General features: G+C 70.9%; 18 protein-coding genes. 6 read left to right on the forward strand and 12 right to left on the reverse strand.

The window, feature by feature from the left end; genetic code table 11:
• Nucleotides 1-246: 246 nt before the first annotated feature.
• Complete coding sequence (locus IE264_RS32545) at nt 247-1,407, reverse strand: IS701 family transposase (protein WP_032759536.1); 1,161 nt, start codon at nt 1,405-1,407, stop codon at nt 247-249.
• Between the two features lie 53 nt (nt 1,408-1,460).
• On the reverse strand, nt 1,461-2,861 hold the full coding sequence (locus tag IE264_RS32550; protein ID WP_190167746.1) for an isopeptide-forming domain-containing fimbrial protein: 1,401 nt from the start codon (nt 2,859-2,861) through the stop codon (nt 1,461-1,463).
• 482 nt (nt 2,862-3,343) lie between these two features.
• Here IE264_RS32550 and IE264_RS32555 point away from each other — a divergent pair, with 482 nt between their 5' ends.
• Nucleotides 3,344-3,973, forward strand: a complete 630-nt coding sequence (locus IE264_RS32555) for a TMEM175 family protein (RefSeq protein WP_032759538.1) — start codon at nt 3,344-3,346, stop codon at nt 3,971-3,973.
• Nucleotides 3,974-4,124: 151 nt separating this feature from the next.
• Here the strand turns inward: IE264_RS32555 and IE264_RS32560 are convergent, their stop codons facing one another.
• Nucleotides 4,125-4,706, reverse strand: coding sequence for a snapalysin family zinc-dependent metalloprotease (locus IE264_RS32560; protein ID WP_032759539.1), 582 nt, complete (start codon nt 4,704-4,706; stop codon nt 4,125-4,127).
• Between the two features lie 355 nt (nt 4,707-5,061).
• Between IE264_RS32560 and IE264_RS32565 the strand changes: the two genes are divergently transcribed.
• A complete protein-coding gene (locus IE264_RS32565) occupies nt 5,062-5,967 on the forward strand; it encodes an NAD-dependent protein deacetylase (RefSeq protein WP_032759540.1) in 906 nt (301 codons plus the stop codon).
• Between the two features lie 57 nt (nt 5,968-6,024).
• On the opposite strand, the gene IE264_RS32570 is transcribed toward IE264_RS32565, so the two are convergent.
• The 3 genes from IE264_RS32570 to IE264_RS32580 all read right to left on the reverse strand — a co-directional run bounded on the left by IE264_RS32570 (nt 6,025) and on the right by IE264_RS32580 (nt 8,183).
• Nucleotides 6,025-6,765: a DUF1775 domain-containing protein gene (locus IE264_RS32570; protein ID WP_106973141.1), complete on the reverse strand. Its 741-nt coding sequence runs from the start codon at nt 6,763-6,765 to the stop codon at nt 6,025-6,027.
• 72 nt (nt 6,766-6,837) lie between these two features.
• Entirely contained in the window at nt 6,838-7,248 is a 411-nt protein-coding gene (locus IE264_RS32575; RefSeq protein ID WP_032759541.1) for a hypothetical protein, read from the reverse strand.
• A gap of 356 nt (nt 7,249-7,604) precedes the next feature.
• Nucleotides 7,605-8,183, reverse strand: a complete 579-nt coding sequence (locus IE264_RS32580; RefSeq protein WP_032759542.1) for a TetR/AcrR family transcriptional regulator — start codon at nt 8,181-8,183, stop codon at nt 7,605-7,607.
• A 91-nt stretch (nt 8,184-8,274) separates the two neighbouring features.
• On the opposite strand from IE264_RS32580, the gene IE264_RS32585 reads away from it, so the two are divergent.
• From IE264_RS32585 to IE264_RS32600, 4 genes are all read left to right on the forward strand, one after another.
• Entirely contained in the window at nt 8,275-8,721 is a 447-nt protein-coding gene (locus IE264_RS32585; RefSeq protein ID WP_032759543.1) for an anthrone oxygenase family protein, read from the forward strand.
• Nucleotides 8,722-8,920: 199 nt separating this feature from the next.
• Complete coding sequence (locus IE264_RS32590; RefSeq protein WP_032759544.1) at nt 8,921-10,336, forward strand: NAD-dependent succinate-semialdehyde dehydrogenase; 1,416 nt, start codon at nt 8,921-8,923, stop codon at nt 10,334-10,336.
• A 145-nt stretch (nt 10,337-10,481) separates the two neighbouring features.
• Nucleotides 10,482-11,309 (forward strand): aldo/keto reductase, encoded by an 828-nt coding sequence (locus IE264_RS32595; protein ID WP_032759545.1) that lies wholly within the window; start codon nt 10,482-10,484, stop codon nt 11,307-11,309.
• Nucleotides 11,310-11,513: 204 nt separating this feature from the next.
• Nucleotides 11,514-12,494, forward strand: coding sequence for an amidohydrolase family protein (locus IE264_RS32600; protein ID WP_032759546.1), 981 nt, complete (start codon nt 11,514-11,516; stop codon nt 12,492-12,494).
• A gap of 60 nt (nt 12,495-12,554) precedes the next feature.
• On the opposite strand, the gene IE264_RS32605 is transcribed toward IE264_RS32600, so the two are convergent.
• The 6 genes from IE264_RS32605 to IE264_RS32630 form a co-directional block, all read right to left on the reverse strand.
• On the reverse strand, nt 12,555-13,268 hold the full coding sequence (locus IE264_RS32605; protein WP_158706569.1) for an LmeA family phospholipid-binding protein: 714 nt from the start codon (nt 13,266-13,268) through the stop codon (nt 12,555-12,557).
• A gap of 80 nt (nt 13,269-13,348) precedes the next feature.
• Nucleotides 13,349-14,992 (reverse strand): MFS transporter, encoded by a 1,644-nt coding sequence (locus IE264_RS32610; protein ID WP_078657593.1) that lies wholly within the window; start codon nt 14,990-14,992, stop codon nt 13,349-13,351.
• A gap of 92 nt (nt 14,993-15,084) precedes the next feature.
• Complete coding sequence (gene mhpA / locus IE264_RS32615) at nt 15,085-16,701, reverse strand: bifunctional 3-(3-hydroxy-phenyl)propionate/3-hydroxycinnamic acid hydroxylase MhpA (RefSeq protein WP_032759547.1); 1,617 nt, start codon at nt 16,699-16,701, stop codon at nt 15,085-15,087.
• Nucleotides 16,698-17,834 carry a VOC family protein gene (locus IE264_RS32620; RefSeq protein WP_032759548.1) on the reverse strand — a complete coding sequence of 379 codons (1,137 nt, stop codon included), beginning with the start codon at nt 17,832-17,834 and terminating at the stop codon, nt 16,698-16,700. Before IE264_RS32620 ends, mhpA begins: the two co-directional genes overlap by 4 nt.
• A 22-nt stretch (nt 17,835-17,856) precedes the next feature.
• The gene (locus IE264_RS32625; RefSeq protein ID WP_032759549.1) at nt 17,857-19,773 is read right to left on the reverse strand and encodes an acyl-CoA synthetase; all 1,917 of its coding nucleotides are present in this window, start codon (nt 19,771-19,773) and stop codon (nt 17,857-17,859) included.
• Complete coding sequence (locus IE264_RS32630) at nt 19,770-20,729, reverse strand: fumarylacetoacetate hydrolase family protein (RefSeq protein WP_032759550.1); 960 nt, start codon at nt 20,727-20,729, stop codon at nt 19,770-19,772. Before IE264_RS32630 ends, IE264_RS32625 begins: the two co-directional genes overlap by 4 nt.
• Nucleotides 20,730-21,130 lie beyond the last annotated feature (401 nt).

A 21,130-nucleotide genomic window follows, 5' to 3' on the forward strand; every position in this document is an offset into this window, starting at 1 on the left:
CCAGCATCGCCTGCACCCTCATCTGCTACCGCAGACTCGCCAAATGAGATGACCTCTAATACTGCAACGGTCTTTGTTGTGACGTGTGGGCAGTTTCTGGTGGTGTGTGTCCGCGTCGTTTGTAGTGGCTGATCTGGGCCTGGAACTGTCGTCGGCGGCGCCAGTGTGACCAGTGCAGGACATGGGCGATGAGGTGGGTGCGGGGCCGGGGCAGGCGGGTGGTCAGTCGCCGGATTTCGGGGAGGGTCAGGGCGATGAGCTGGGAGGATCCGTTTCTGCTTTCTCCGTGTCGAGCGCGCGGGCCCGCAGGACGGTGAGGCAGGCGTGGGCGGCCATGGCCAGGGTGATGTGGCGGTGCCAGCCGGGATAGCGGCGGACCTGGTAGTCGTCCAGGCCGCACTCCTGTTTGGCGGTCTGGAAGCATTCCTCAACGGCCCACCGACTGCCGGCGACGCGGATCAGCTCATCGAGTGTGCTCTCGGCGGGGCAGTAGGCGATGTAGTAGGAGATCTCCTTCGGCCGGCTGACGCTGCGACGGGCGATGACCCAGTGCCGGCGGTCTTCGCGGTGCCAGGGCCGGACTTCGACCCTGGCCCAGTCGTAGACGCGTGGCCCGTGGGCGCCGTTGCCGCAGGAACGGCGCTTCCACTTCTGCCGGGACAGGCCGGGAAACAGATCGTGCACCGGGTGGTCCATGGCCCAGCGGGTGACGACCGTGTCGTGCCGGGTGGTGGCCATGACGTGGAAGACATCGGCCCGCTCGAGCTCGGTCCGCCAGCCTTTGGAGAAGCCGTAGGCGGCGTCCGCTGTCACCCACCGGAACGGGATCTTGTCGGTGATGGCCCGGCGGACCATCGCTTTGGCGGTGACTACTTTCGTCTCGAAGGCGACCGCGTCGTCAATGCCGGCGGCTCGGCATCGTTCCCGGTCATCGGTCCATGACGTGGGCAGATACAGGCGGCGGTCGATCAGTGTGCGGCCACGAGCGCCGGCATAGGCGAGGAAGACCCCGACCTGGCAGTTCTCCGTCCGACCCGCCGTCCCGGAGTACTGCCGTTGCACCCCGGCAGAGCGGACCCCCTTCTTCAGGAAGCCCGTGTCGTCCACGATCAGCACGGCGTCCGGGTCACCGAGATGCTCCACGACGTAGTCGCGAACGTCGTCCAGGACCTCATCGGCGTCCCAGTCGCACCGGTTCAGCAGCCGGTGCATCCGATCAGGAGCCGCGTGGCCGGCCTCCTCCGCCAGCGTCCAACCGTTCTTCCGCTCCAACGGAGCGATCAGCCCCTGCATGTAAGCCAGCGCCGACTCCCGCGGCTCCGACCGAGCGAATCGGTGCACGAACCGCTCATGCAACTCGCCCAGACCCGCTGCCCACGCCCTGACCTCACCGAGTTCCCCACCCATATTCGGATCAACGACTGTCCCGACCACCAGTCACACCAAACGCCGTTGCAGTACTAAGTTCCACTGGAGCACGGGTCGCAGCAGGAAGGCGCCCGTTCCACGCAGACGGTGACGGTGTCGGTGTTGTTCGTGACGTCGGGATCCTTCTCCTGGCCGGTGACCGTCGCGGTGTTGGCGATCGGGCCCGGCCTGGTGGCCTTGGCCCGCAGCACGAGCGTGGCAGTGGCGCCGTCGGCCAGGTCGCCCACGGCCCAGTGGCCGGTCGTTGGGTCGTAGCCGCCCTGGGTTCCGTAGGCGGACAGGAAGGTGAGGCCGCCGGGGAGTGGGTCGTTGACGGAGACCCCGGTGGCCGGGTTCGGGCCGGTGTTGCTCACCGTGATGCGGTACGTGACCGTCTGGCCGACGGTGACCGTCGTGGCGTCGGCCGCCTTCGTCACGGTCAGGTCGGCGGCCGGCTTGACCTGGGTGATCTGCTCGTTGGAGGTGGACGTCAGTGGCTGCGGTGTGTCCCCGAGCCGGTTCTCGTAGGAGGCGGTCGCCGTGTTGCTGATCTGACTGCCGCCGCTTTCCCGGGAGATGACGACCCGGTACTCCACGGTGGTCCCTGCCGGCAGGGTCTCGGTGTTGGGCAGGCTGCCGCCCGAGACTCCCGAAGCGCCGTTGCCGAGATGGAAGACGACCTTCTCGTCAGCAGCGTCGTAGTACGCCTGGTCGTCGCCCTGCGCGTCGCTCTTCGTCCCGGCGTTCGGACCGTCCACGACGCGCAGGGAACCGGGCAGATACGTCGTCCCCTGCGGGATGACGTCGGTCAGGACGAGGCTCTCGGCCGCTCCCCCGCCCTCGTTCTTGGCGGTGACCCGGTAGGTGACGGTGTCCCCCACCTCCAGTGGCCCCGTGGGAACCGCGGTCTTGGTGAGTTCCACGTAGGGGGCCGTGCCGAAGAAGATGCCGTCCAGGAAGTTCCCGATGCCCTGATTGCCACCGGCGGCCGAGATGGAGCGGAACGCGAAACGAGTCAGCACCTGGCCCACCGGAACGGTGTAGGTGCCCGTGTAGTAGCCCCAGGCGGTCGTGCCGTCGGTGAATCGCCGCTGCTCCACCGCGGAGCCGGGCGCACCGATGTCCAGCGCCATGGTGTCGTTCCCCTGGCGGCCGCGGTGGTAGAGCCGCCAGTACAACGTCGTACCGGGAGTGCTCGGCAGGTCCTGGTAGAGCGTGGACACCTGATTCGCGTTGAGTTCGGCGAACTGGGCGCCGTGGGCCGACGGCACCCCGTTGAAGCCCGAGCGCCACAGCTCGATCCTGTGATCGGTAGCGGTGGTCAGCCAGCCCGGGACGCGCTTGGCGGCCTGGGTCTGTGAGGAGTCCGGCAGGATCTCCACTCCGGTCACCACGGGCTCTTCGAAACTGCCGTTGGCCAGGGCGACGCGGAGTGGAGCAGAAGGTGTGGACATGGGTCTTCCCCTCAAGTCGATGCTCTTGGAGTGCACCGCCGGTCGGCACGTACCTCCATGCGCCGTAGCGGGACCGAACAGGCAGTAGCTCAACGCATTCGACTCGTTACGTAAAGCGACTTCGAGTGGTCGTCGGCCAACCCCGCGCCACGCGTTTGCGCCGCGGTTCCCGGTCGTTCCCCCGGCCCCTCCACCGCCGTCGGAACGCTCCCGCCCCACTCGCCTCACATCGCTCTTCCCTCCACCCCTGTCATGGCCTGAAGCTCACCGCGCCCTGCCGTCCCCACCTCCGCACAGGGTGAATCGGCAGCTGGGGAAGTTGACGCTCCGGGCGGGCAGCTGCGGTCCATCGGCGGGGCCCGTGGCCAGGGCGGAGCTGTCGGTCGTGGCTCCGGAGCCGTGGTCCCGGCCGTCATCAGTGGTGGAGAGCGGCGTGCCCGCAGTCGGAGCAATTCGCGTGCGCCTGCGGGCGAGGGGCCAGGGTGAACCGGGTGAGTAACGGCAGCCCTTCATCAGCACGCCCCGACCGTCTGATCACGTTGTCCGACGGCATCTTCGCGATCGCCATGACGCTCCTCGCCCTCGAAGTCAGGGTCGCGCCCGATCTGGACTCCGAGCAGTTCCACGACGCGCTGCGTGAGACCGCTCCCCAGCTCGCCGCCTACGCGTTGAGCTTTCTCATCCTGTGCATCTTCTGGCGTGACCAGCGTCAGATCCTGCTGATGTCCGCGAAGACGGGCGGTCTTCCCCAGCATCTGGCCCTCGCGGTGCTCGGCATGATCGCCCTGGTTCCGTTCCCCACGTCCATCCTCGCCGAGTACGGGGCCCGCGAGCCGTTGGCAGTGGCGATGTACGCCGCGACCATCTGCCTCATCGATCTGCTGCAGCTCGCCATGTTCGCGACGCTGAGGGGCCGGCACGGGGTACGCGCCGTGGGTGAGTGGCGCGACACCGCGGCGGACCTGGGTGCGACGGTCGTCGTATTCGGGGCCTCCGTGCCCATCGCCTTCTTCGCCCCGCAAGCGGCCATGTGGTGCTGGCTCGCCCTCTTCCCCGCGAAGGCCGCACTCGGCAGGCGGGAGCGGCTCCGGAGCACCCCGCAGGACAGCTGAACCCCGTGCCGTTCCCGTACGGGAGCACGCTCCGGAACGTGTACGCCCAGCACTCCGGTTCCCGGGGGTCGGCGGGAAGCCGTCCGGGGACCGGAGTGACTGAGGAGCGGTTCGGGAGGGGGCGGGTACCCACCGCTCGCTGTGCGAGGCGTTACGACGCGTCCACCAGGACCCGTCCGTCAGCGGGGATGCGTGAGGCGAAGCCGTTGGCGTAGAAGGATTCGACGCGGGACTGCTCGGTCGCGTTCGGGACCGCGTTCCGGCAGCTGGTACCGGCGCTGGAGCCGGACATCAGCTGGGAGCACGGGCCGGGCTTGGTGTCCGGCAGGCCCAGGCTGTGGCCGATCTCGTGGGCGGCGATACGGGTCTTGTCATGGCCCTGGGTGACCGCCTGGCTGCCCAGTTCCACCCGGACCTGGCCGCCCGGGCGCACCGGGCCGAGCGTGGCCTGCGGCCAGCCGCTGGTGGCCACGATCTGGATCTCGGCGCGCGTGCCGGGCGCGGCCTCGACCAGCTTGACGTTGTCGACGTTCGAGTTCCACGAGGCGACCCCTGCCGCGATCGCCGCCTCCCAGCCGCCCGCACGACTGTCGTCGTAACGGATTGTCACCACCGCTGCTGTGCTCTCGGCGGCGCGCGGAGTCGGCGCCGGCGTGGCGTTCGCCGCCGTGACCGTGGTCAGGGTGACTGCTGCGGCGATACCGGCCGCCTTCAGCCATATCGAATCCAGCATTGCTGTCCCTTCACTCATGGGGGGTTCGGTCCCGGGCGGGACCGTCAGTGCGGGAGGACGGTTGCTGCGAACAGGCCCGGCCGAAGGGCCGGTTGCCGAACCTCCGGAGCCGCAGAACCTATGCCCATCCAGAGGCATTCGTCATGCTCCTGTCATTCGAGGTAGGCCGGAAACGCACCTGTGCCCGACCGCGGGTCGGCAGCCCCCTCCCGTACCGGCCGGTACAAGGCACCCGCAGCCGTGGCTGGATAGCGCCTGCTCCCCTGGGCACGGGACAGGGGCATCGCTCTCGGGCGGCCGTGGCGCTATCGGTGGCGGAGCCGGGTGTCAGCGGCCTGTTACGTACCCTGGGGGCATGCGCATGCGCCCCACTCTGAGCTGGACCCCCACCGAGGAGCTCTCACCGGGCACCACCGATCTGGAGCCGGTCGCCGACGCGCTGAGCAGTGGCGGTGTGCTGGTGCTGAGCGGGGCGGGCATCTCCACCGAGTCGGGCATCCCCGACTACCGGGGGGAGGGCGGGAGTCTGAGCCGGCACACCCCGATGACGTACCAGGACTTCACCGCCGACGCCCAGGCCCGTCGCAGGTACTGGGCGCGCAGCCATCTCGGCTGGCGCACTTTCGGCAGAGCCCGCCCCAACGACGGCCACCGGGCCGTCGCCGCGTTCGAGCGGCACGGCATGCTCTCGGGGGTGATCACCCAGAACGTCGACGGTCTGCACCAGGCCGCCGGCAGCGAAGACGTCGTGGAACTTCACGGAAATCTGGGCCGGGTGGTCTGCCTCTCCTGCGGCACCCTCAGCCCGCGCCGTGAGCTCGCCCGGCGGCTGGAGGAGGCCAACGAGGGCTTCGCGCCGGTGGCCGCAGCCATCAACCCGGACGGGGACGCCGACCTCACCGACGAGCAGGTCGGGGACTTCCGCGTGGTCCCGTGCACCGTCTGCGGCGGCGTCCTCAAACCCGATGTGGTGTTCTTCGGGGAGGCCGTGCCCCCTGAGCGGGTCGAGCACTGCCGCGCGCTGGTCCGCGAGGCGTCCACGCTGCTCGTCCTCGGCTCCTCGCTGACGGTGATGTCCGGTCTCCGGTTCGTCCGCCAGGCAGCCCAGGCCGGACATCCGGTGCTGATCGTCAACAGGGATCCGACCCGGGGCGACCGCCACGCCGTCACCCGTATCGCGCTCCCGCTGGGGGCGGCCCTCACCACCCTGGCCGGTCGGCTGGGCATCCCCGTCGATGACGGGGATGCCCGGACGGGGTGAAGGCGCGGGCGGGTGGGCACTCCACGGCCCCGGGGCGGGGGCCGTGGGGCGCGTGGGTCAGGCGGTGCCGGTGCCGCGGCGCTTGAGGAACCACCACAGACCGCCCGCCAGCGCCACGACGGCTACGGCGACACCGATCGGCAGGGCGAGCGACGAGCCGGCCTCTTCCTTCGTGGCCGTCGCGCTGCCCGACGGCGCCGGCTCGGCGGCCGCGGTCTCCGAGGCGGGCGGGCTGGAGGGCGAGGGTGCCGCCGGGGCGGAACTCGCACTGGGGCTGGGGGTGAGCAGCTCGGCGCCGGGGGCGGCTTCCTTGAGCTCGAGCACGGGCGCGGAGTGTCCGTGTCCGCCGCCGGTCGGCTTCTCCACCTCGATCCAGCGGTCGACCCGGCCGTCGTCATAGGACTGGAGGGTCTTGAACACCAGCGACTTCGCGTCCGGCAACTGCCGAACGACAACGGAGTACGCGGCGTCCTCGCCGACGGCCATGGCCGGGCCCGAAACGGTGAAGCCCTCCTTGGTCGCGGTGAACTTCCAGCCCTCGGGGCCTTCTTCGTAGGTGACGTCGGCCGGGGTGATGCCCTTGGGGAGGAACACCTCCAGCTTGTTGATGCCCGCGGAGGCGGACTCGGTCGCGGCGCTGAAGCTCAGCGTGGCGTTCTCGGCGAGCGCACGGGCGCCATCGGACTCGACCTCCACATGAGCGGACGCCGGCGAGGCGAGAACGAGGCACGCCGTAATCGCGGCGGCGGCGACTCCGGCGCTCCGGCGGGCGGTTCGGGCGCGTGCAGGGGTGGACACAGGGATCTCCCAGGGGGTGTGACGGCGTGGGGGCACGCTGAAGCGGGCCCCGGGGGGGAAGAGCGGCGAGCGTCAGATCGTCGCGGGAGGTCCCCGGCGTACCACCGTGTGGTTGAGCACTGTGCGGTTGTACGGCGATGGCCAGGACCACGCCCGTAGCGGGCCCGCACCGAGCTGCCGTCCCGGAAACGGGCGTCCTGGGACCAGGTGCCCGAACCATCGGTCCAGCGTGTGGTCCAGGTGGTGCGCGACCGACTGGCACGCGCTGTCCGCACGCTGGAGGCACCAGCCCACCAGGAGCGACGCGATCGCGTGTCCGGCCGCCATCGCCACGGCGTGGTGATGGCCCGCGTGCCATGCGGGGTCGGCGCCGAGCCCGGTGTCGTGCTGGTGCGTCACGGGCTGCATGGCGGTCGTGCCGCTCTGTACGGCCCCGAAGAACCGGTGCAGTGCGGCCTGTCCCACGCCCGTGACCACGACCACCGCGGGCAGAGTTCCAGCACGCCGGGCGAAATGAGGAGCGAGAAGGACGAGAGGAAGCGCGAGGAGGAACAGCATCCCGCCCGCAAGGAGCACGGCGTGCCCTGGGACCGCTTGTCCGGACGCCAGATGGTGAGCGCAGACAGCGAGTCCGGTACTGGTCACCACGAACACCAGGGACCGGGCAGCCGCCACCGCCGCTCCGGCCCTGAGCTGTCGGGCGGAGCATTCGGCAGGGGTCGCGGCGGTCACCATGGCCGCCCCATCATGAGGCACTGCAGGGCCTGTTCGGCACTGCGTTCGGAACGGACTTCCAAGATCCCGGGAAATTGCCGTGTCCGTGAGCCCCCGTCCGTGCGTCAGACGGCGGCGAGCCGGTCCACCAGCAGCTCCACCCGCCGCTCCGCATCCCCGGGCGGCAGCCGTCCCGCCCGGGTCAGGGTCGCCAGACCGTGCAGGGCGGCCCAGAACACCTCGGTGAACAGCGCCGGGTGGACGCCGTCCCCGGCGACCTCGCCCAGGCTCTCCAGCAGGGCGGCGAAGGCGTCCTTCAGGGGCTCCGGGGTGTCCTCCTGGGCGAAGGCCAGGCCGCCGTCGAGCTGGAACATGGCGTCGTAGACGGCCGGGTGGCGTTCGGCGAAGTCGAGGTAGGCGAGGGCGAGGGCGGTGACCCGGGCGCGCGGGGTGGCCGCGGCGGAGGCGGCGGCCCGAACCGCCGCGGCCATCTCGGTGGCGCCCTCGAGGGCGACGGCGCCGATGATTTCGCGCTTGCCGCGAAAGTGGCTGTAGAGGACGGGCTGGCTGTACTCGATGCGCTCGGCCAGCCGGCGGGTGGTCACCGCGTCCCAGCCCTGCTCCTCGGCGAGTTCGCGAGCCGTCGCCACGATGAGGCGCTGCCTGCCCGCCCGTTCGCGCTCTTTGCGTTCCTGTACCGACATGAGGAAATCCTAGCACCGCTAGACAATCGAGCGGCAGTAGGGCTAGCGTTGAACCAACACCTAGCAACGCTAGAAAGTAGGAGGGGTCATCATGCTCAGTGCACTCGAGGTCTTCACCACCGTTGTCGTCGGCGTCATGGTGGGGGTGGAGTTCTCCGTCGCCTTCTTCGTCAACCCGATCCTCGACGGCCTCCCCGGCGACAACGGCCTGCGCGGCCGCACCCACGGGGCCCGGCTGCTCGGCGCCGTGATGCCGTTCTGGTACATCGGCTCGCTCGTCCTCGTCGCCGTCTGGGCCGTCGCCGGACGGCACCACCACGGCGCCGGCCTCGTCGTCACCGCCGCCGCGCTGCTGATCCTCAGCGTCATCATGTCGGTCCTGCTGCTCGTCCCGATCAACAACCGGGTCAAGACGTGGACCGCCGACGGCCTCCCCGCCGACTGGAAGCAGCAGATGAACCGCTGGGACCGCTTCCACTACGTCCGCGTCGCCGTCATCATCGCCGCCTTCGCCCTGCTGGTCGGCGCCCTCGGCTGAGGGGTCCCCCACCGGCGGGCCCTTGAGTGCCGAACGCGAGGGCAGGAGCGAAGAGAGCAGCACTCCGTAACGCCACGTAAGCGATTACTGGCTATATAGATGGTTTTAGGTAGTTTCCTGCGCGCTCAGTCGGGTACCCCGCAGTGAGGCGGAACGCAGCGTTCCGCCTCACCGCATCAACCGTCGTTCTGGAGAATTCATGTCAGAGCAGCGCAAGAGTCCGTTCGCCACCGTCAATCCGTACACCGGGGAGACCCTCGCGGAGTTCCCGGCCATCGAGGGCGCGGAGGTCGACGCCGTCCTGGAGACCGCGGGCGGCGCCTTCGACACGTGGCGGAAGCGGACCGTCGAGGAGCGTGCCGAGCTCGTCGGGCGCGTCGCCGGGCTGATGAGGGAGCGCAAGGAGACCTTGGCCCGCCTGATCACCCTGGAGATGGGCAAGCTGATCTCCGAAGCCCGCGGGGAGGTGGACCTCGCCGCGTCGATCCTGGCGTACTACGCGGAGCACGGACCCGGATTCACGGCCCGCGAGCCGCTCGACGTCGAGGAGGGTGAGGCGTACCTCGTCAACGAGCCGCTCGGGGTCCTGCTCGGCGTCATGCCGTGGAACTTCCCGCTCTACCAGGTGGTGCGCTTCGCCGGGCCCAATCTGGTGCTGGGCAACACCGTTCTGGTCAAGCACGCCGGGATCTGCCCGCAGTCGGCGCTCGCACTGGAGGTGCTGTTCCGCGACGCGGGCGCGCCGGAGGGTGTCTACACGAACCTGTTCGTGAGCCACGACGAGATCTCCCGCATCATCGACAGCCCCGTGGTGAAGGGGGCGTCCCTGACCGGCAGCGAACGCGCGGGGGCCCAGGTCGCCGAACGGGCCGGCCGGAACATGAAGCCCAGCCTGCTGGAGCTGGGCGGCAGCGATGTCTTCATCGTTCTGGACGGTGAGGGTCTGGAACGTACGGTGGGTGCCGCGGTGGCAGGCCGGATGGCCAACACCGGGCAGAGCTGTGTGGCGTCGAAGCGGTTCATCGTGCTGGCGGACGTCTACGACGACTTCGTCGAAGGGATGCGGCGCGCGTTCGAGGGCCTGGAACCCGGCGATCCGTCCGACGAGGCCACGACGCTGGGGCCGCTCTCCTCCGAGCAGGCGGCTTCCGGCCTCGCCGAGCAGATCCGCGAGACGGTGGAGCAGGGCGCCGAGCTGGTCATCGGCGGCGGCCGGATAGACCGTCCCGGTGCGTTCGTACAGCCGACGATCCTCACCGGCGTCAAGCCGGGCATGCGCGCGTACGCGGAGGAGCTCTTCGGCCCCGCCGCGGTGATCTACCGGGTCCAGGACGAGGACGAGGCGATCGCTCTCGCCAACGACAGCCAGTACGGCCTGGGCGGGTCCGTCTTCTGCGCGGACGTGGAGCGTGGCCGCAGGGTGGCCGAGCGGGTGGAGACCGGCATGGTCTGGGTCAACCACCCGACCTCGACCCAGCCCGATCTGCCGTTCGGCGGGATCAAGCGCTCCGGCTACGGGCGGGAGCTCTCGAAGCTCGGCATGCAGGAGTTCGTCAACCGCAAGCTCGTTCGTGTGCTGCCTCCCGATGCCGAACTGAGCGGCATCGCGGGCTGAGGAGCCCCTGGCTCTGCCGCGCCCGCCCCTGGAGTGCGATTCCGACCGGCCCGGCGTACCCGGCCGCAGACGGAGCCGTACGACCGGCCATCCCGTACACATCTCTCGCCGCCTTCCGAGGCATCGACAACAAAGAGGAGTAACCGTGCCCGCAGTACCCGACATCACCCTCAACAACGGTGTGACGATCCCCCAGCTCGGCTTCGGGACGTTCCAGATCCCGCCGGAGGAGACCCGCGAGACCACGCTGGCCGCCCTGGAGACCGGATACCGGCACATCGACACGGCGGAGATGTACGGCAACGAACGGGAGGTCGGCCAGGCGGTCCGGGACTCCGGTCTCAACCGCGCCGACGTCTTCGTGACCAGCAAGCTGAACAATGACGCGCACCAGCACGACGATGCCCTCCGGGCGTTCGACCGCACCATGGAGGAGCTCGGTCTCGAGTACCTGGACCTCTTCCTGATCCACTGGCCCCTGCCGGGTTCGGGGGACTTCGTGGAGACCTGGAAGGCCCTGGAGGAGATCTACCGGTCCGGGCGGACCAAGGCGATCGGGGTCTCCAACTTCCAGCCGAACCACCTGCGGCGGCTCCTGGCGGGCAGCACGGTGGTGCCCGCCGTCAATCAGGTCGAGGTGCACCCCTACCTCACCCAGGAGGAGGTACGGGCCTTCGGCGCGGAGCACGACATCGCCACGGAGGCGTGGTCGCCCATCGCCCAGGGCAAGGTCCTTTCCGACCCGGCGATCACCCGCATCGCCGAGCGCGTGGGCAAGTCGACCGCGCAGGTGACGCTGCGCTGGCACCTGCAGCGCGGGGACATCATCTTCCCCAAGTCGGTGACGCGGAAGCGGATCGAGGAGAACTTCGAGCTCTTCGACTTCGAGCTCACCGAAGGTGACATCGGTGAGATCTCCGCCCTGAACCGTAACGAGCGCACCGGGCCCGACCCGGACACGTTCAACGGCTGACCACGGCGCGTCGGCCCGGCCACGGAGTACGGCTCCGTGGCCGGGCCGACGTCTGTCTGCGAGGGCTCCGGGCCGACGCCCGTCCGTAAGGGCCGGGGCAGCCACGAGCAGGAGGCACTCCCCGCACATTGACTGATCTCATAATCGAATGTGATGCTTTCATCATTCAACGGCCACTCGGTGGCCCAGGTGGAGGCAGGAACCATGCACACAACCGACGCTGCATCGGGGGCGCTCGGCGGCGCGATCGACGTACACGCCCACTTCGTCACGAGCACGCTGCGCATGGCCATGCGGGACGCCGGGGTGGAACATCCCGACGGCATGCCGACCGTCCCCGAGTGGAGTCCGCAGAGCGCGCTGCGGCTCATGGACGGGACGGGTGTCCGGGCGGCCCTGCTCTCCGTCTCCTCGCCCGGTGTGCACTTCGGGGACGACGGCGCTGCGGTCCGCCTGGCCCGGTCGGTCAACGACGAGGGGGCGGCGCTGGTCGCCGAGCACCCCGGACGGTTCGGCCTGATGGCGAGCCTCCCCCTGCCCGACGTGGTGGCGGCGGTGTCGGAGGCCGAGCGGGCCCTGGGGGAACTGGGGGCGGACGGCATCATCCTCCTGACCCAGTACGCGGGCCGCCATCTCGGGGACCCGGTGTACGAGCCGCTGATGGCGGTACTGGACGAGCGGGCGGCGGTGGTGTGCCTGCACCCGACCTCTCCGGTGTGCTGGGAGGCGACGGCGATGGGGTACCCGCGCCCGATGCTGGAGTTCCCCTTCGAGACCACCCGAGCGGTGACCAACCTGATCCTCGGCGGCACCGTGGACCGTTACCCGCGCATCTCCTTCGTCGTCCCGCACGCGGGTGCGGCCCTGCCGGTCCTGGCCGACCGGATCGCCGCGTTCGCGATGATGCAGCAGGGGGCGGCGGCCGTCGACGCGATCAGTTCGCTGCGCCGTCTCTACTTCGATGTCGCCGGGTTCTCCTCGCCCCGGGCCCTGCCCGCGCTGCTCGGGCTCACCGACGACGAACACACGCTGTACGGGAGCGACTTCCCGTTCACCCCCGACTGGGTGGTCGAGGCGCTGGCCGCGGACCTGGCCGCGAGCAAGGTGCTGACCCCGCCGCAGATGAGGAGGCTGCGGGACGAGAACGCCGTGCGGCTCTTCCCCCGTTTCGGCCCGGCCCTCTGAGGAGAGCGAGGAGAGCCATGGGCCGCCGCGGCCTGCGTCCCGCGCGGCGGCCCATGGAGCCTATGCGCGGCGGAAGGTGACGTCCTGTCCGGTGAATCCTGCGGAGAGCCCGGTGGAGGTGACGCCGAGGCCGCGCAGATGCAGGTCCCCCGGCACGTTCTTCAGCGGGATCGCGTCGCGAAAGGCCCGCTCCAGCAGCGCATCGGCCGCCGCCGGGTGGTCGCCTCCGACCAGGTGGGCGTCGGCGAAGGTGATGCTGTTCCCCGGTCCGGGCCTCGGGGTCGCGACGAGGGTCAAGGGGGTCCCGCCGAAGGGCAGGTCCAGGTCTGCCTGTACGGATCCGGGTTCCCGGCCCTGCGTGATGGGGAACCCCAAGGACCGCGAAAGGTCCCCGTAGGAGAGGAACGCCGTGGCCCGGGCGGTGCGGGAGCTGGCCGCGCCGCCGTCGTCCGGCGCGCTCAGGCCCCGTAGGCGCACGTCGAGACGGGTGATGGGCAGGGGCCGGTTCACGGAGTCGGCCGGGATGTCGTGGGCGGATACATCGACCGTGTCGATCGTGCCCCGGGCCAGTTGTGGCAGCACGGGAAAGCCCCGGACGTCGACGTCCGGCAGTTCGGCCGTACCGGTGGCGCTCCTGAAGGCGCGGGCCGTGCGGTGCTCGGCCTGGTGGGCGGCCACGCGGTCCGCGGCCAGTGCCGTCAGCAGGAGAGCGGCCACTCCCCCGGCGACCAGTGTGCGGCGGCGCGTGGGGCGGAGTATCGGGGTGATGGGCACGGGGCGTCTCTCCTGGCGGTGGCTGCGAGGGTGCCGCCGCCCTGCGGGCAGGGCGGCGGGCTGCGCGGAAGGGGGGCAGGTCAGCGGGTCCGGGTCCGGCGGGGGGCCGGGGCGGTGTCGGGGGCGGGGCTGATGTCAGGCTCGGTGCCAGGATCGGAGTCGGGGCCGGTCGCTTCGGTGTCCGTAGCGTCGGTCTCGGCGGCGTCGTCGGCGTGCCGGGGCGCGCGCAGCAGGCACAGGAGTGCGGCCAGCGCCAGGATGACCGCGACGACACCCATGGCGGAGGTGAACCCGGACATGAAGGCGTCACGCACGGCTTGGGCCAACGGGGCTCCCTGGGCGCCGAGTTGGGAGGCGACCTCAAGTCCTCCGGCCGCCGAGTGGCGTACGGCCTCGGCGGCGTCGCCGGGCAGTCCGGTGAGCGCGGGGAGGCCGGAGCGGTACTGGTCGGAGAAGACCGAACCCATGACCGCGATGCCGACGGCCGCTCCGACCTCGCGGGTGGTGTCGTTCATGGCCGATGCCACGCCCTGGCGGTCGGGGCCGAGCGACCCGACGATGGCACTGGTGCCGGTGGAGCTGGTGAGCCCGATGCCGATGCCGGCGAGGACGAGGCCCACGAGGAAGGCTGTGTATCCGCTGTCCTCGTGGAGGCGGGTGAGCCAGAACATGCCGCCGGCGAGCAGGAACAGACCCGCCGACATCACGAACTTGAGGCCGATGCGCTGGACGAGGCGAGGGGTGAGGGTGGAGGCGGGCAGGACGACGGCGGCCACGGGAACGAGGGCCACGGCGCTCTTGAGGGGGCTGTAGCCGAGGATCAGCTGCAGGAACTGCAGGCCCACGAAGAAGAATCCGAAGACGGCCATGAACTGCGTCAGGATGGCGATGGATCCCGCCCGGAAGCCCCGCAGGCCGAACAGGTGCGGGTCCAGCAGCGGGTGGGAGTTGCGCAGCCCCAGCACCGCGTAGGCGACGAGGGAGAAGGCGGAGACGGCGAACGAGGCGAGGACCTCCGGGCGCGTCCACCCCTGCTCGCTGCCCTCGATGATGCCGTAGACGAGGGTGCCCACCGCCAGGGCGGTGAACAGGGTGCCGCTCCAGTCCACCGGCTCGGGCGTCGAGCTCTTCGTCTCGGGTGCGAGCAGGGCTGCCGCGAGGGCGCAGAGGACGGCGGTGGCCGCGCTGACGAGGAAGATCGACTTCCATGACCAGGCCTCCAGCAGTCCCCCGGCGACCAGCATGCCGATGATCGCGCCGGCGGCCGCGAAGCCCGACCAGATCGCCACTCCCCTGGCCTTGCGCTCGGGCGGGAAGGCGGAGGTGATGGTCGACAGGGTGCCCGGCATGATCATGGCGGCACCGATACCCATGACCACGCGCCACGCGATGAGCTCCTGGGTCGTCGAGGCGAAGGCCGCGAACCCCGCCGCCACGGCGAACAGCACGTTCCCGGCGATGAGGACCTTGCGGCGCCCGATCCGGTCGCCCAGGGCGCCCAGGGGCAGCACCAGCGCGGCGAGCGCCACGGTGTAGCCGTCGGCGATCCAGGTGAGCGACGCGTTGGAGGCGTCGAGGTCGACGGCGAGTTCGGGCAGGGCCAGGTTCAGGGCGGACACCGAAGCCACGACCACGATCAGCGACAGACACATCGCGAACAGCACGCCTTGGTGCCCGCCTCGGCCCTGACCGATGGGCGGGGAAACAGCCTTGGTTCGTTCCATGAATCCATCGTAATTGATGAATTCATCAGAGTCGACACGAGGATCATCGCATTCAGCTGCTCGCCGTGCCGCTCGTCCGGCGACGGGGTGGGTCAGGCGGTCGCCGAGGACGCCACGGCCGGGGACCAGGCGGGGAGCGAGGCGGTGATGGTCTCCGCGCGCCGAGCTCTCGCGTCGCATTCCGCGGCCAGGACGACGCGGTCGGGGCGGAGCAGGACGGCGCCTCCCCGCAGCCATGCCCGGAGCCGCCCGGTGGGGTCGGTCACGTGGATGGCGTCCGGCTGCGGTACGAGCGAGACCACGCGCGCGTCCAGCGCGGACGCCACGCGACGCAGGGCCGGGGTGAGACGGCGGCAGGTGACGAGGGCGAACTCCGGGCCCAGCAGATCGTCCAGGAGGGCGGCCCCGCCGTCCTCGGTGTGCACCGGCGGCTGGGGGCACAGGTCCCCGGGGCGGGGGCCACGGCCGGGAACGGCCGCGCGGCGCACCAGGCCGCCGCCGGACAGGGGCGGGCTCAGTCCGGCGAGGCCGGCCCGGGAGAGGGCCTCGGTGCGCTGCCCGACGGCCAGTGCCGCCTTGCGTGCCAGGGCGGTGCCCGGATGCGGGCTCGTCATCGCCCGCCCTATCAGGACGGCGGTACGGACCAGATGGGTCGCGTGGGGGCGGCGCTCGGCCTCGTAACTGTCGAGCAGCTCCTCGGAACTGCTGCCCCGCAGGACCCGGGCGAGCTTCCAGACGAGGTTGTGGGCGTCCCGCAGGCCTGCTCCCAGCCCCTGGCCGATGAACGGCGGGGTGAGATGGGCGGCGTCCCCGAGCAGCAGGACACGGTCGCGCCGCCAGCGGTCGGTGACCTGCGCCCGGAAGACGTAGGCGGCGGTCCGCACCACCTCCAGGTGCTCCTGGGGCACATCGCCCGTCCACGGGGCCAGCAGGGCGAGAAGGCGTGAGCGGTCGGCCAGGGCTCCGTCGGCGAGCTCCTCCGGCAGCCGGAACTCCCAGCGGTACCGGTCCTGCCCGATCCGCATGTACGTGGCCGGGGCGACGGGGTCGCAGACCTGGTGGACGCCGTCCCAGGCCGGCAGTTCCACCCGGCAGCGCACATCGACGACCAGCCACCGCTGGGGCTCCCCCAGCCGGACGGTGCCCGCCCCGATGGCCTCGCGTGTCGTGCTGCCCGCTCCGTCGCAGCCGAGCACGGCGGCCGCGTGGACGGTGCGCCGGTCTCCGGTGGTGAGGTCCTCCAGCTCGGCCCGGACGGGCAGGCCGCTCCCCGGAGGAGGCATCACCAGGCCCCTGACCTCGGTGGAGGCGTACAGGCGGGCCGTGGGGTGGCGCGCGAGCTCGTCCCGCAGTACGCGTTCGAGGTCCGGCTGGTCGAACATGTTGGCCTGGGGGAATCCGTGGGCCGAGAGGTGCCGGCCGCGCGGAAAGCGGGCGAGGACCCGGTGCCGGGCGTCGACCAGTTGCATGCCCAGCGAGGGCCGGCTGAGGGCGGTGAACTCCTTCTCCACCCCGGCGGCCTGGAGGATGCGCATGACCTCGTCGTCCAGGTGGACGGCCCGGGGCAGCGGGTAGAGGCCCGGATGCCGCTCGAAGACCTCGCAGGCGATACCGCGGCGGCTGAGGAGGATCGCCGCGGTCAGGCCGACCGGGCCGGCTCCGACGACGGCGACCGGGACGGTGGGCGTGGGAGGGGGTGTGGCGGTCATGAGCTCATGGCCTTCATCAGGGCTTTCAGGCGGGCCGGGTCGATCTCGTTGTCCTCGCGGAGTGCGGTGAGGACGTTGCGCAGCAGGGCGGGTGAGGGGGTGGCTCCGAGGAAGTCGCGGGTCGCGGGCGGTCCCCACTGGGCGAGCCCGGACGCGGACATGGCGGCCCAGCCCGGTTCGAGGGTGTTGTCGAAGAGGTCGCCGTCGGTGAAGTGCTCGACGAGGAAGCGGTCGGGGTCGCGCCAGTAGTCGAAGATCTGGCTGCCCTGGATGTGCCGCCCGATGCCCCAGGAGCGGCGGTAGCCGCGTTCGGCGAGGTAGGCGCCCCCGGCGGCGAGGGCGTCGAGATCCGCGACCTGGTAGGCGGAGTGCACATATCCGGTGTCGGGTCCCAGGTGGATCGCCAGGGTGTGGTGGTCGGCCGGTTCACCGCCGCGGTCGCAGCGGATGAACGCCATCGTGGGGCCTCGGTGGCGCCGGCCGTCGAGGTGGAGGAAGTCGCTGACGATCATCCCCAGGTGGTGCAGGTACCAGTCGAGGGTGCGGCGGAAGCTGCGCGTGGAGAGCACGACGTGGCCGAGCCGTTCGATCCGGGCCGGTTCCCGTGGCGCGCGCTGGGTCGCGTTGATCCGGGTGGCATGGCCCCCCGTATTGAGCGGGAGCGGCCGCTGCCCGGGGAGGGCGGGGTGTTCGGTGACGCCGTGGACGACACGGACGGGTGTTCCGGAGGGGTCCAGGAGGTCCACCACGTGGCCGCCGCCGTACTCGTGCAGGGGGCGGACGCGCCGGCCGGTGGCTTCGGCGAGGCGGTCGAGGTCGGAGCGGTCGGCCGCGAGGAAGGCGGGGCCCAGGAAGCGGGAGGCCGGGCCTCTGCGGATGACGAGGCAGTGAGGTCCGGGCAGGGTGGCGCGCAGGTAGAGGGCGTGGGGAGTGCGGGCGGCAACGGTGAAGCCGAAGTCCCGGGCGAAGGTCTCCGCACGCTCCAGGTCGGGCTTGACGAACTCCAGCCAGGCCAGGTCGAGGGCCTTGATGACGGGCTGCGGGTCACGCCCGGAGTGTTCGTCGCGCCGCGCCCCGTCCTCGCTGTGCAGGCCGTGGTGAGGGTCTTGGGTGGTGTGGGTGGTGGAGGTCATGGGTGGCTCCAGAGGGTGGCGCTCAGCGCTCGGTGAAGGTCCAGTCGAAGGTGTACCGGCCGAGGGCCGCGGCGAGGCGGTCCGCGTCGGCGGGCTCGGCGGGCCTGCGGACGGTGACCGTCAGGCGGGGTCCGTCGAGGCTGCAGCGGACGCTGTCGGACGGCCCGGGGAGCCCGATGGCGGCGAGTTCGTCGAGCACGGTCTGCTGGAGGGTGCGCATCCGGAGCGGGACCTTGGTGGGCTTGCCCACGGCGGTGACCGGCAGGCTGTCGAGGACGATGACGTCCTTGGGTACGGCCGCCCTGTCGTGGAGCAGGGCCCGGGCGTGCGCGATGAGGGCGTCGGGGTCCGTCTCGGCCTTGGGTGCGTCGGCGGCGAGGGTGACGTAGGCGATGGGGATCTCGCCTGCGTGGGGGTCGGGGCGGCCCACGGCGCTCGCACCGGTGACGTGGGGGTGCTGCAGGAGGGCGTCCTCGATGGCAGCGGGGTCGATGTTGTGTCCGCCTCTGATGATCAGGTCCTTGGCGCGGCCGAGGAGATGGATGAACCCGTCCTTGTCCACGCGGGCGAGGTCGCCGGTGTTCAGCCAGCCGTCGCGTATCGCGGACGTGGTCTCCAGAATCGGACCGGTCAGGGTGTGGCCCGTGACGTAGCCGGCGAAGACGGTGGGGCCCTTGACCAGGAGCACGCCGGGTGCGCCGTCGGGCACGCTCAGCCAGTTCCCCTGGGTGTCGAGCAGAGCGGTCCGCACCTGCTGGTAGGGCAGGCGTTGCCCGACCGATCCGGGGCGGTGGTCGTGACCGGTGAAGCTGCGGGCCGTGGCGCAGGTCGCCTCGGTCAGTCCGTACCCCTCGCAGAGTTCGACTCCGGTGTTCGCGGTGAAGGCTGTGCGTACGGTGTCGGGCAGGGCCGAGGCGCCGACGGCGGCGAACCGCATGGAACTGATGTCGGCGTCCACCGGCACGTGCGCCAGGACGGAGTAGACGGTGGGGACCGCGGACATCGCGGAGATCCGGTACCGCTCGATGATCTTCCAGATGTGGGTGTACAGGGCCGGTTCCCGGTAGCCGAGGGGGCCCGCCCAGACCACGTGCCGGCCGCGGAGCATGGGTGCCAGCAGGGTGACGATCAGGGCGTTGACATGGAACAGGGGAAGGCCGGCGAACAGGGTGGAGTCTTCGCCCAGGAGGGAGTCCGCCGCGACGTTCCAGGCGTTGACGACCTGGTTGGTGTGGGTGTGCGCGGCGAGTTTCGGGGCGCCGGTGGTGCCGCCGGTATGGAAGAGGGCCGCGAGATCGGACGGTGTGGGCGGCTGGGGGTCCGTCTCCTGCGGGTACCCGGCCGCGGCGGTGTGGAGGTGGCCGACGACCGTTCCCGGCAGGGGTTCCAGCTCGGGGCCGGGCCCCTCGGAACCGGTGGGCCTCAGTGCGTACAGAGCGGTCACGTGGAGTTCGGCCGCCACCGCGCGGGCGGTGCTCCACACCTCCGGATCGAGTTCGGGTCCGGCCGCGACGAGGACCCGGGCCCGGGCCGTCTCCAGCAGCCGGGTGATGTGCTCGGCCGGGAGGTGGGGGTTGACCGGGGTCGCGATGCCGGTGGCCTGGGCTGCCAGGAGCGCGGAGGGCAGAAGGGCGGTGTTCGGGGACAGCAGGGCCACGGTCACGCCTCGGCTGACGGTGTGGGAGCGGAAGAGCGCGGCGATACGGTCCACTTCGGCCCGCAGCTCGGCGTAAGTGCAGGTCGCGCCCGCGTCCCAGGCGTCGGCTCGCGGCAGGAACGTCATGGCCGGGCGGTCGGGCCAGAGTTCGGCGGCCCGCTCCAGGACGGCGTAGGTGGAGGCGGGCAGGTTCCGGTCGGACAGCGCCACCTGTTCGATCTCGGCGAGCGAGCTCGGGGAGGAGTAGTCGGGCCACAGGAGGGGGCTCGGGAGCGTGGTCATGAGTGTTCCTTGGGGGTCGCCGCGCGGACCGGGGTCCGCTGAGTGCCGAGGTCCAGGGACCGGTCGGGGGTGGCGATGGAGGTCGTCACGATGTCGCCGGGCTTGAGGTAGGCAGGGTTCTTGGCCTGGCGGGCGAAGAAGACCTGCCACTTCTTCGCGGGCGGCAGGAGGGAGCCGATCAGTTCGAGGGCCTTGCCCGGGGAACGCAGGGCGGTGCCCCCGGGGGTTCCGGTCAGCAGGACGTCTCCGGGCGCCATGGTCTGGAAGCGGGCGAGCGCGGTGAGCGCCCGGTCCGGCTTGGTGATCATGTCGGTGGCGGGGCTGTCCTGGCGGACCTCGCCGTTGACCGTGCACACCAGGCGCAACCGCTCCAGGGAGGCGAGGTCGTCTTCGTCGACGAGGAGGAGGCGCGGGCCGAGCGGGGTGAACGTCGGGTAGGACTTGCTCTCGTAGAACTGGGTCTTGGGCAGTTGGAGATCCCGGGCGCTGATGTCGTTGGCCACGACCAGGGCGGCCACGTACCGGCCGAGCGTGGCGGAGGTGACGTCGGTATCGAGCGGCAGCGGGGCCCCGAGGACGAGGCCGAGCTCGACCTCGTAGTCCAGCAGCCGTACGTGGCCAGGCCTGACGATCTCCGCCGTCGGCCCCGTCACCGAACCGGAGGCCTTGCGGAAGAAGGCGGTGGGGACCAGTTCCGGGTCGAATCCGGAATCGATCGCGTGCGAGCGGTAGTTCACCATCTGGGCGACCACGCGGCACGGCGAGGTGACCGGGGAAAGCAGCTCACGTGAACCGAGCTCCTCCCAGCCGCCCTCCGCCCGGTCGGCCCTCTCGACCGCCGGACGGTCGGCCAGGAGCTCGGCAGTGGTGCCGGCGTCGGTCTCGACCGGATGGATGCGGCCGTCGGCGCGCTGGACCCACCAGCCCTCACTGGTACGGACAACGGCTGTACTCATGGGAATCTCCTGCTCGGCATGGCCCAGGGCCCCGGACGGGACCCGGCGGGAAATCCGCGCGCGGGCAGGGGAAGAGATGCCCTCCGGCGGCGCTGACGGACTTCCGCATATCTGATGAAAGCATCAGTCTTGAGTGCTCAATCTGTCAACGGTTGGGGAGGTGGATGATCCGCCGAGGTCGATGCGTGCCGAATCTCCGGTGCTGAGCCAACCGCCGCGCGTCCCCCCGGACCGGACCGCCTGAGGCGGCCCGGTCCGGGGCCGTCATCGTCGGCGTCGGCGTCGGCGTCGGCCAGGTAGCGGCGGCGGAGTGCGTCGGTTGCGACCGACGCCTGGGCCGAACGCGGGGCCCGTAGCCACCAGCGGGACGCGGGCGCCCAGAACGGGGGGGAACCCGCGCG

The organism is Streptomyces microflavus (assembly GCF_014650075.1).
Classification (GTDB): domain Bacteria; phylum Actinomycetota; class Actinomycetes; order Streptomycetales; family Streptomycetaceae; genus Streptomyces; species Streptomyces microflavus.

Coding starts and splice junctions, on each gene's coding strand:
- IE264_RS32620 (WP_032759548.1), bottom strand. CDS start 17,834: ATGACCTCCACCACCCACACCACCCAAGACCCTCACCACGGCCTGCAC.
- IE264_RS32545 (WP_032759536.1), bottom strand. CDS start 1,407: ATGGGTGGGGAACTCGGTGAGGTCAGGGCGTGGGCAGCGGGTCTGGGC.
- mhpA (WP_032759547.1), bottom strand. CDS start 16,701: ATGACCGCCACACCCCCTCCCACGCCCACCGTCCCGGTCGCCGTCGTC.
- IE264_RS32560 (WP_032759539.1), bottom strand. CDS start 4,706: ATGCTGGATTCGATATGGCTGAAGGCGGCCGGTATCGCCGCAGCAGTC.
- IE264_RS32630 (WP_032759550.1), bottom strand. CDS start 20,729: ATGAGTACAGCCGTTGTCCGTACCAGTGAGGGCTGGTGGGTCCAGCGC.
- IE264_RS32585 (WP_032759543.1), top strand. CDS start 8,275: ATGCTCAGTGCACTCGAGGTCTTCACCACCGTTGTCGTCGGCGTCATG.
- IE264_RS32610 (WP_078657593.1), bottom strand. CDS start 14,992: ATGGAACGAACCAAGGCTGTTTCCCCGCCCATCGGTCAGGGCCGAGGC.
- IE264_RS32580 (WP_032759542.1), bottom strand. CDS start 8,183: ATGTCGGTACAGGAACGCAAAGAGCGCGAACGGGCGGGCAGGCAGCGC.
- IE264_RS32600 (WP_032759546.1), top strand. CDS start 11,514: ATGCACACAACCGACGCTGCATCGGGGGCGCTCGGCGGCGCGATCGAC.
- IE264_RS32565 (WP_032759540.1), top strand. CDS start 5,062: ATGCGCATGCGCCCCACTCTGAGCTGGACCCCCACCGAGGAGCTCTCA.
- IE264_RS32625 (WP_032759549.1), bottom strand. CDS start 19,773: ATGACCACGCTCCCGAGCCCCCTCCTGTGGCCCGACTACTCCTCCCCG.
- IE264_RS32590 (WP_032759544.1), top strand. CDS start 8,921: ATGTCAGAGCAGCGCAAGAGTCCGTTCGCCACCGTCAATCCGTACACC.
- IE264_RS32550 (WP_190167746.1), bottom strand. CDS start 2,861: ATGTCCACACCTTCTGCTCCACTCCGCGTCGCCCTGGCCAACGGCAGT.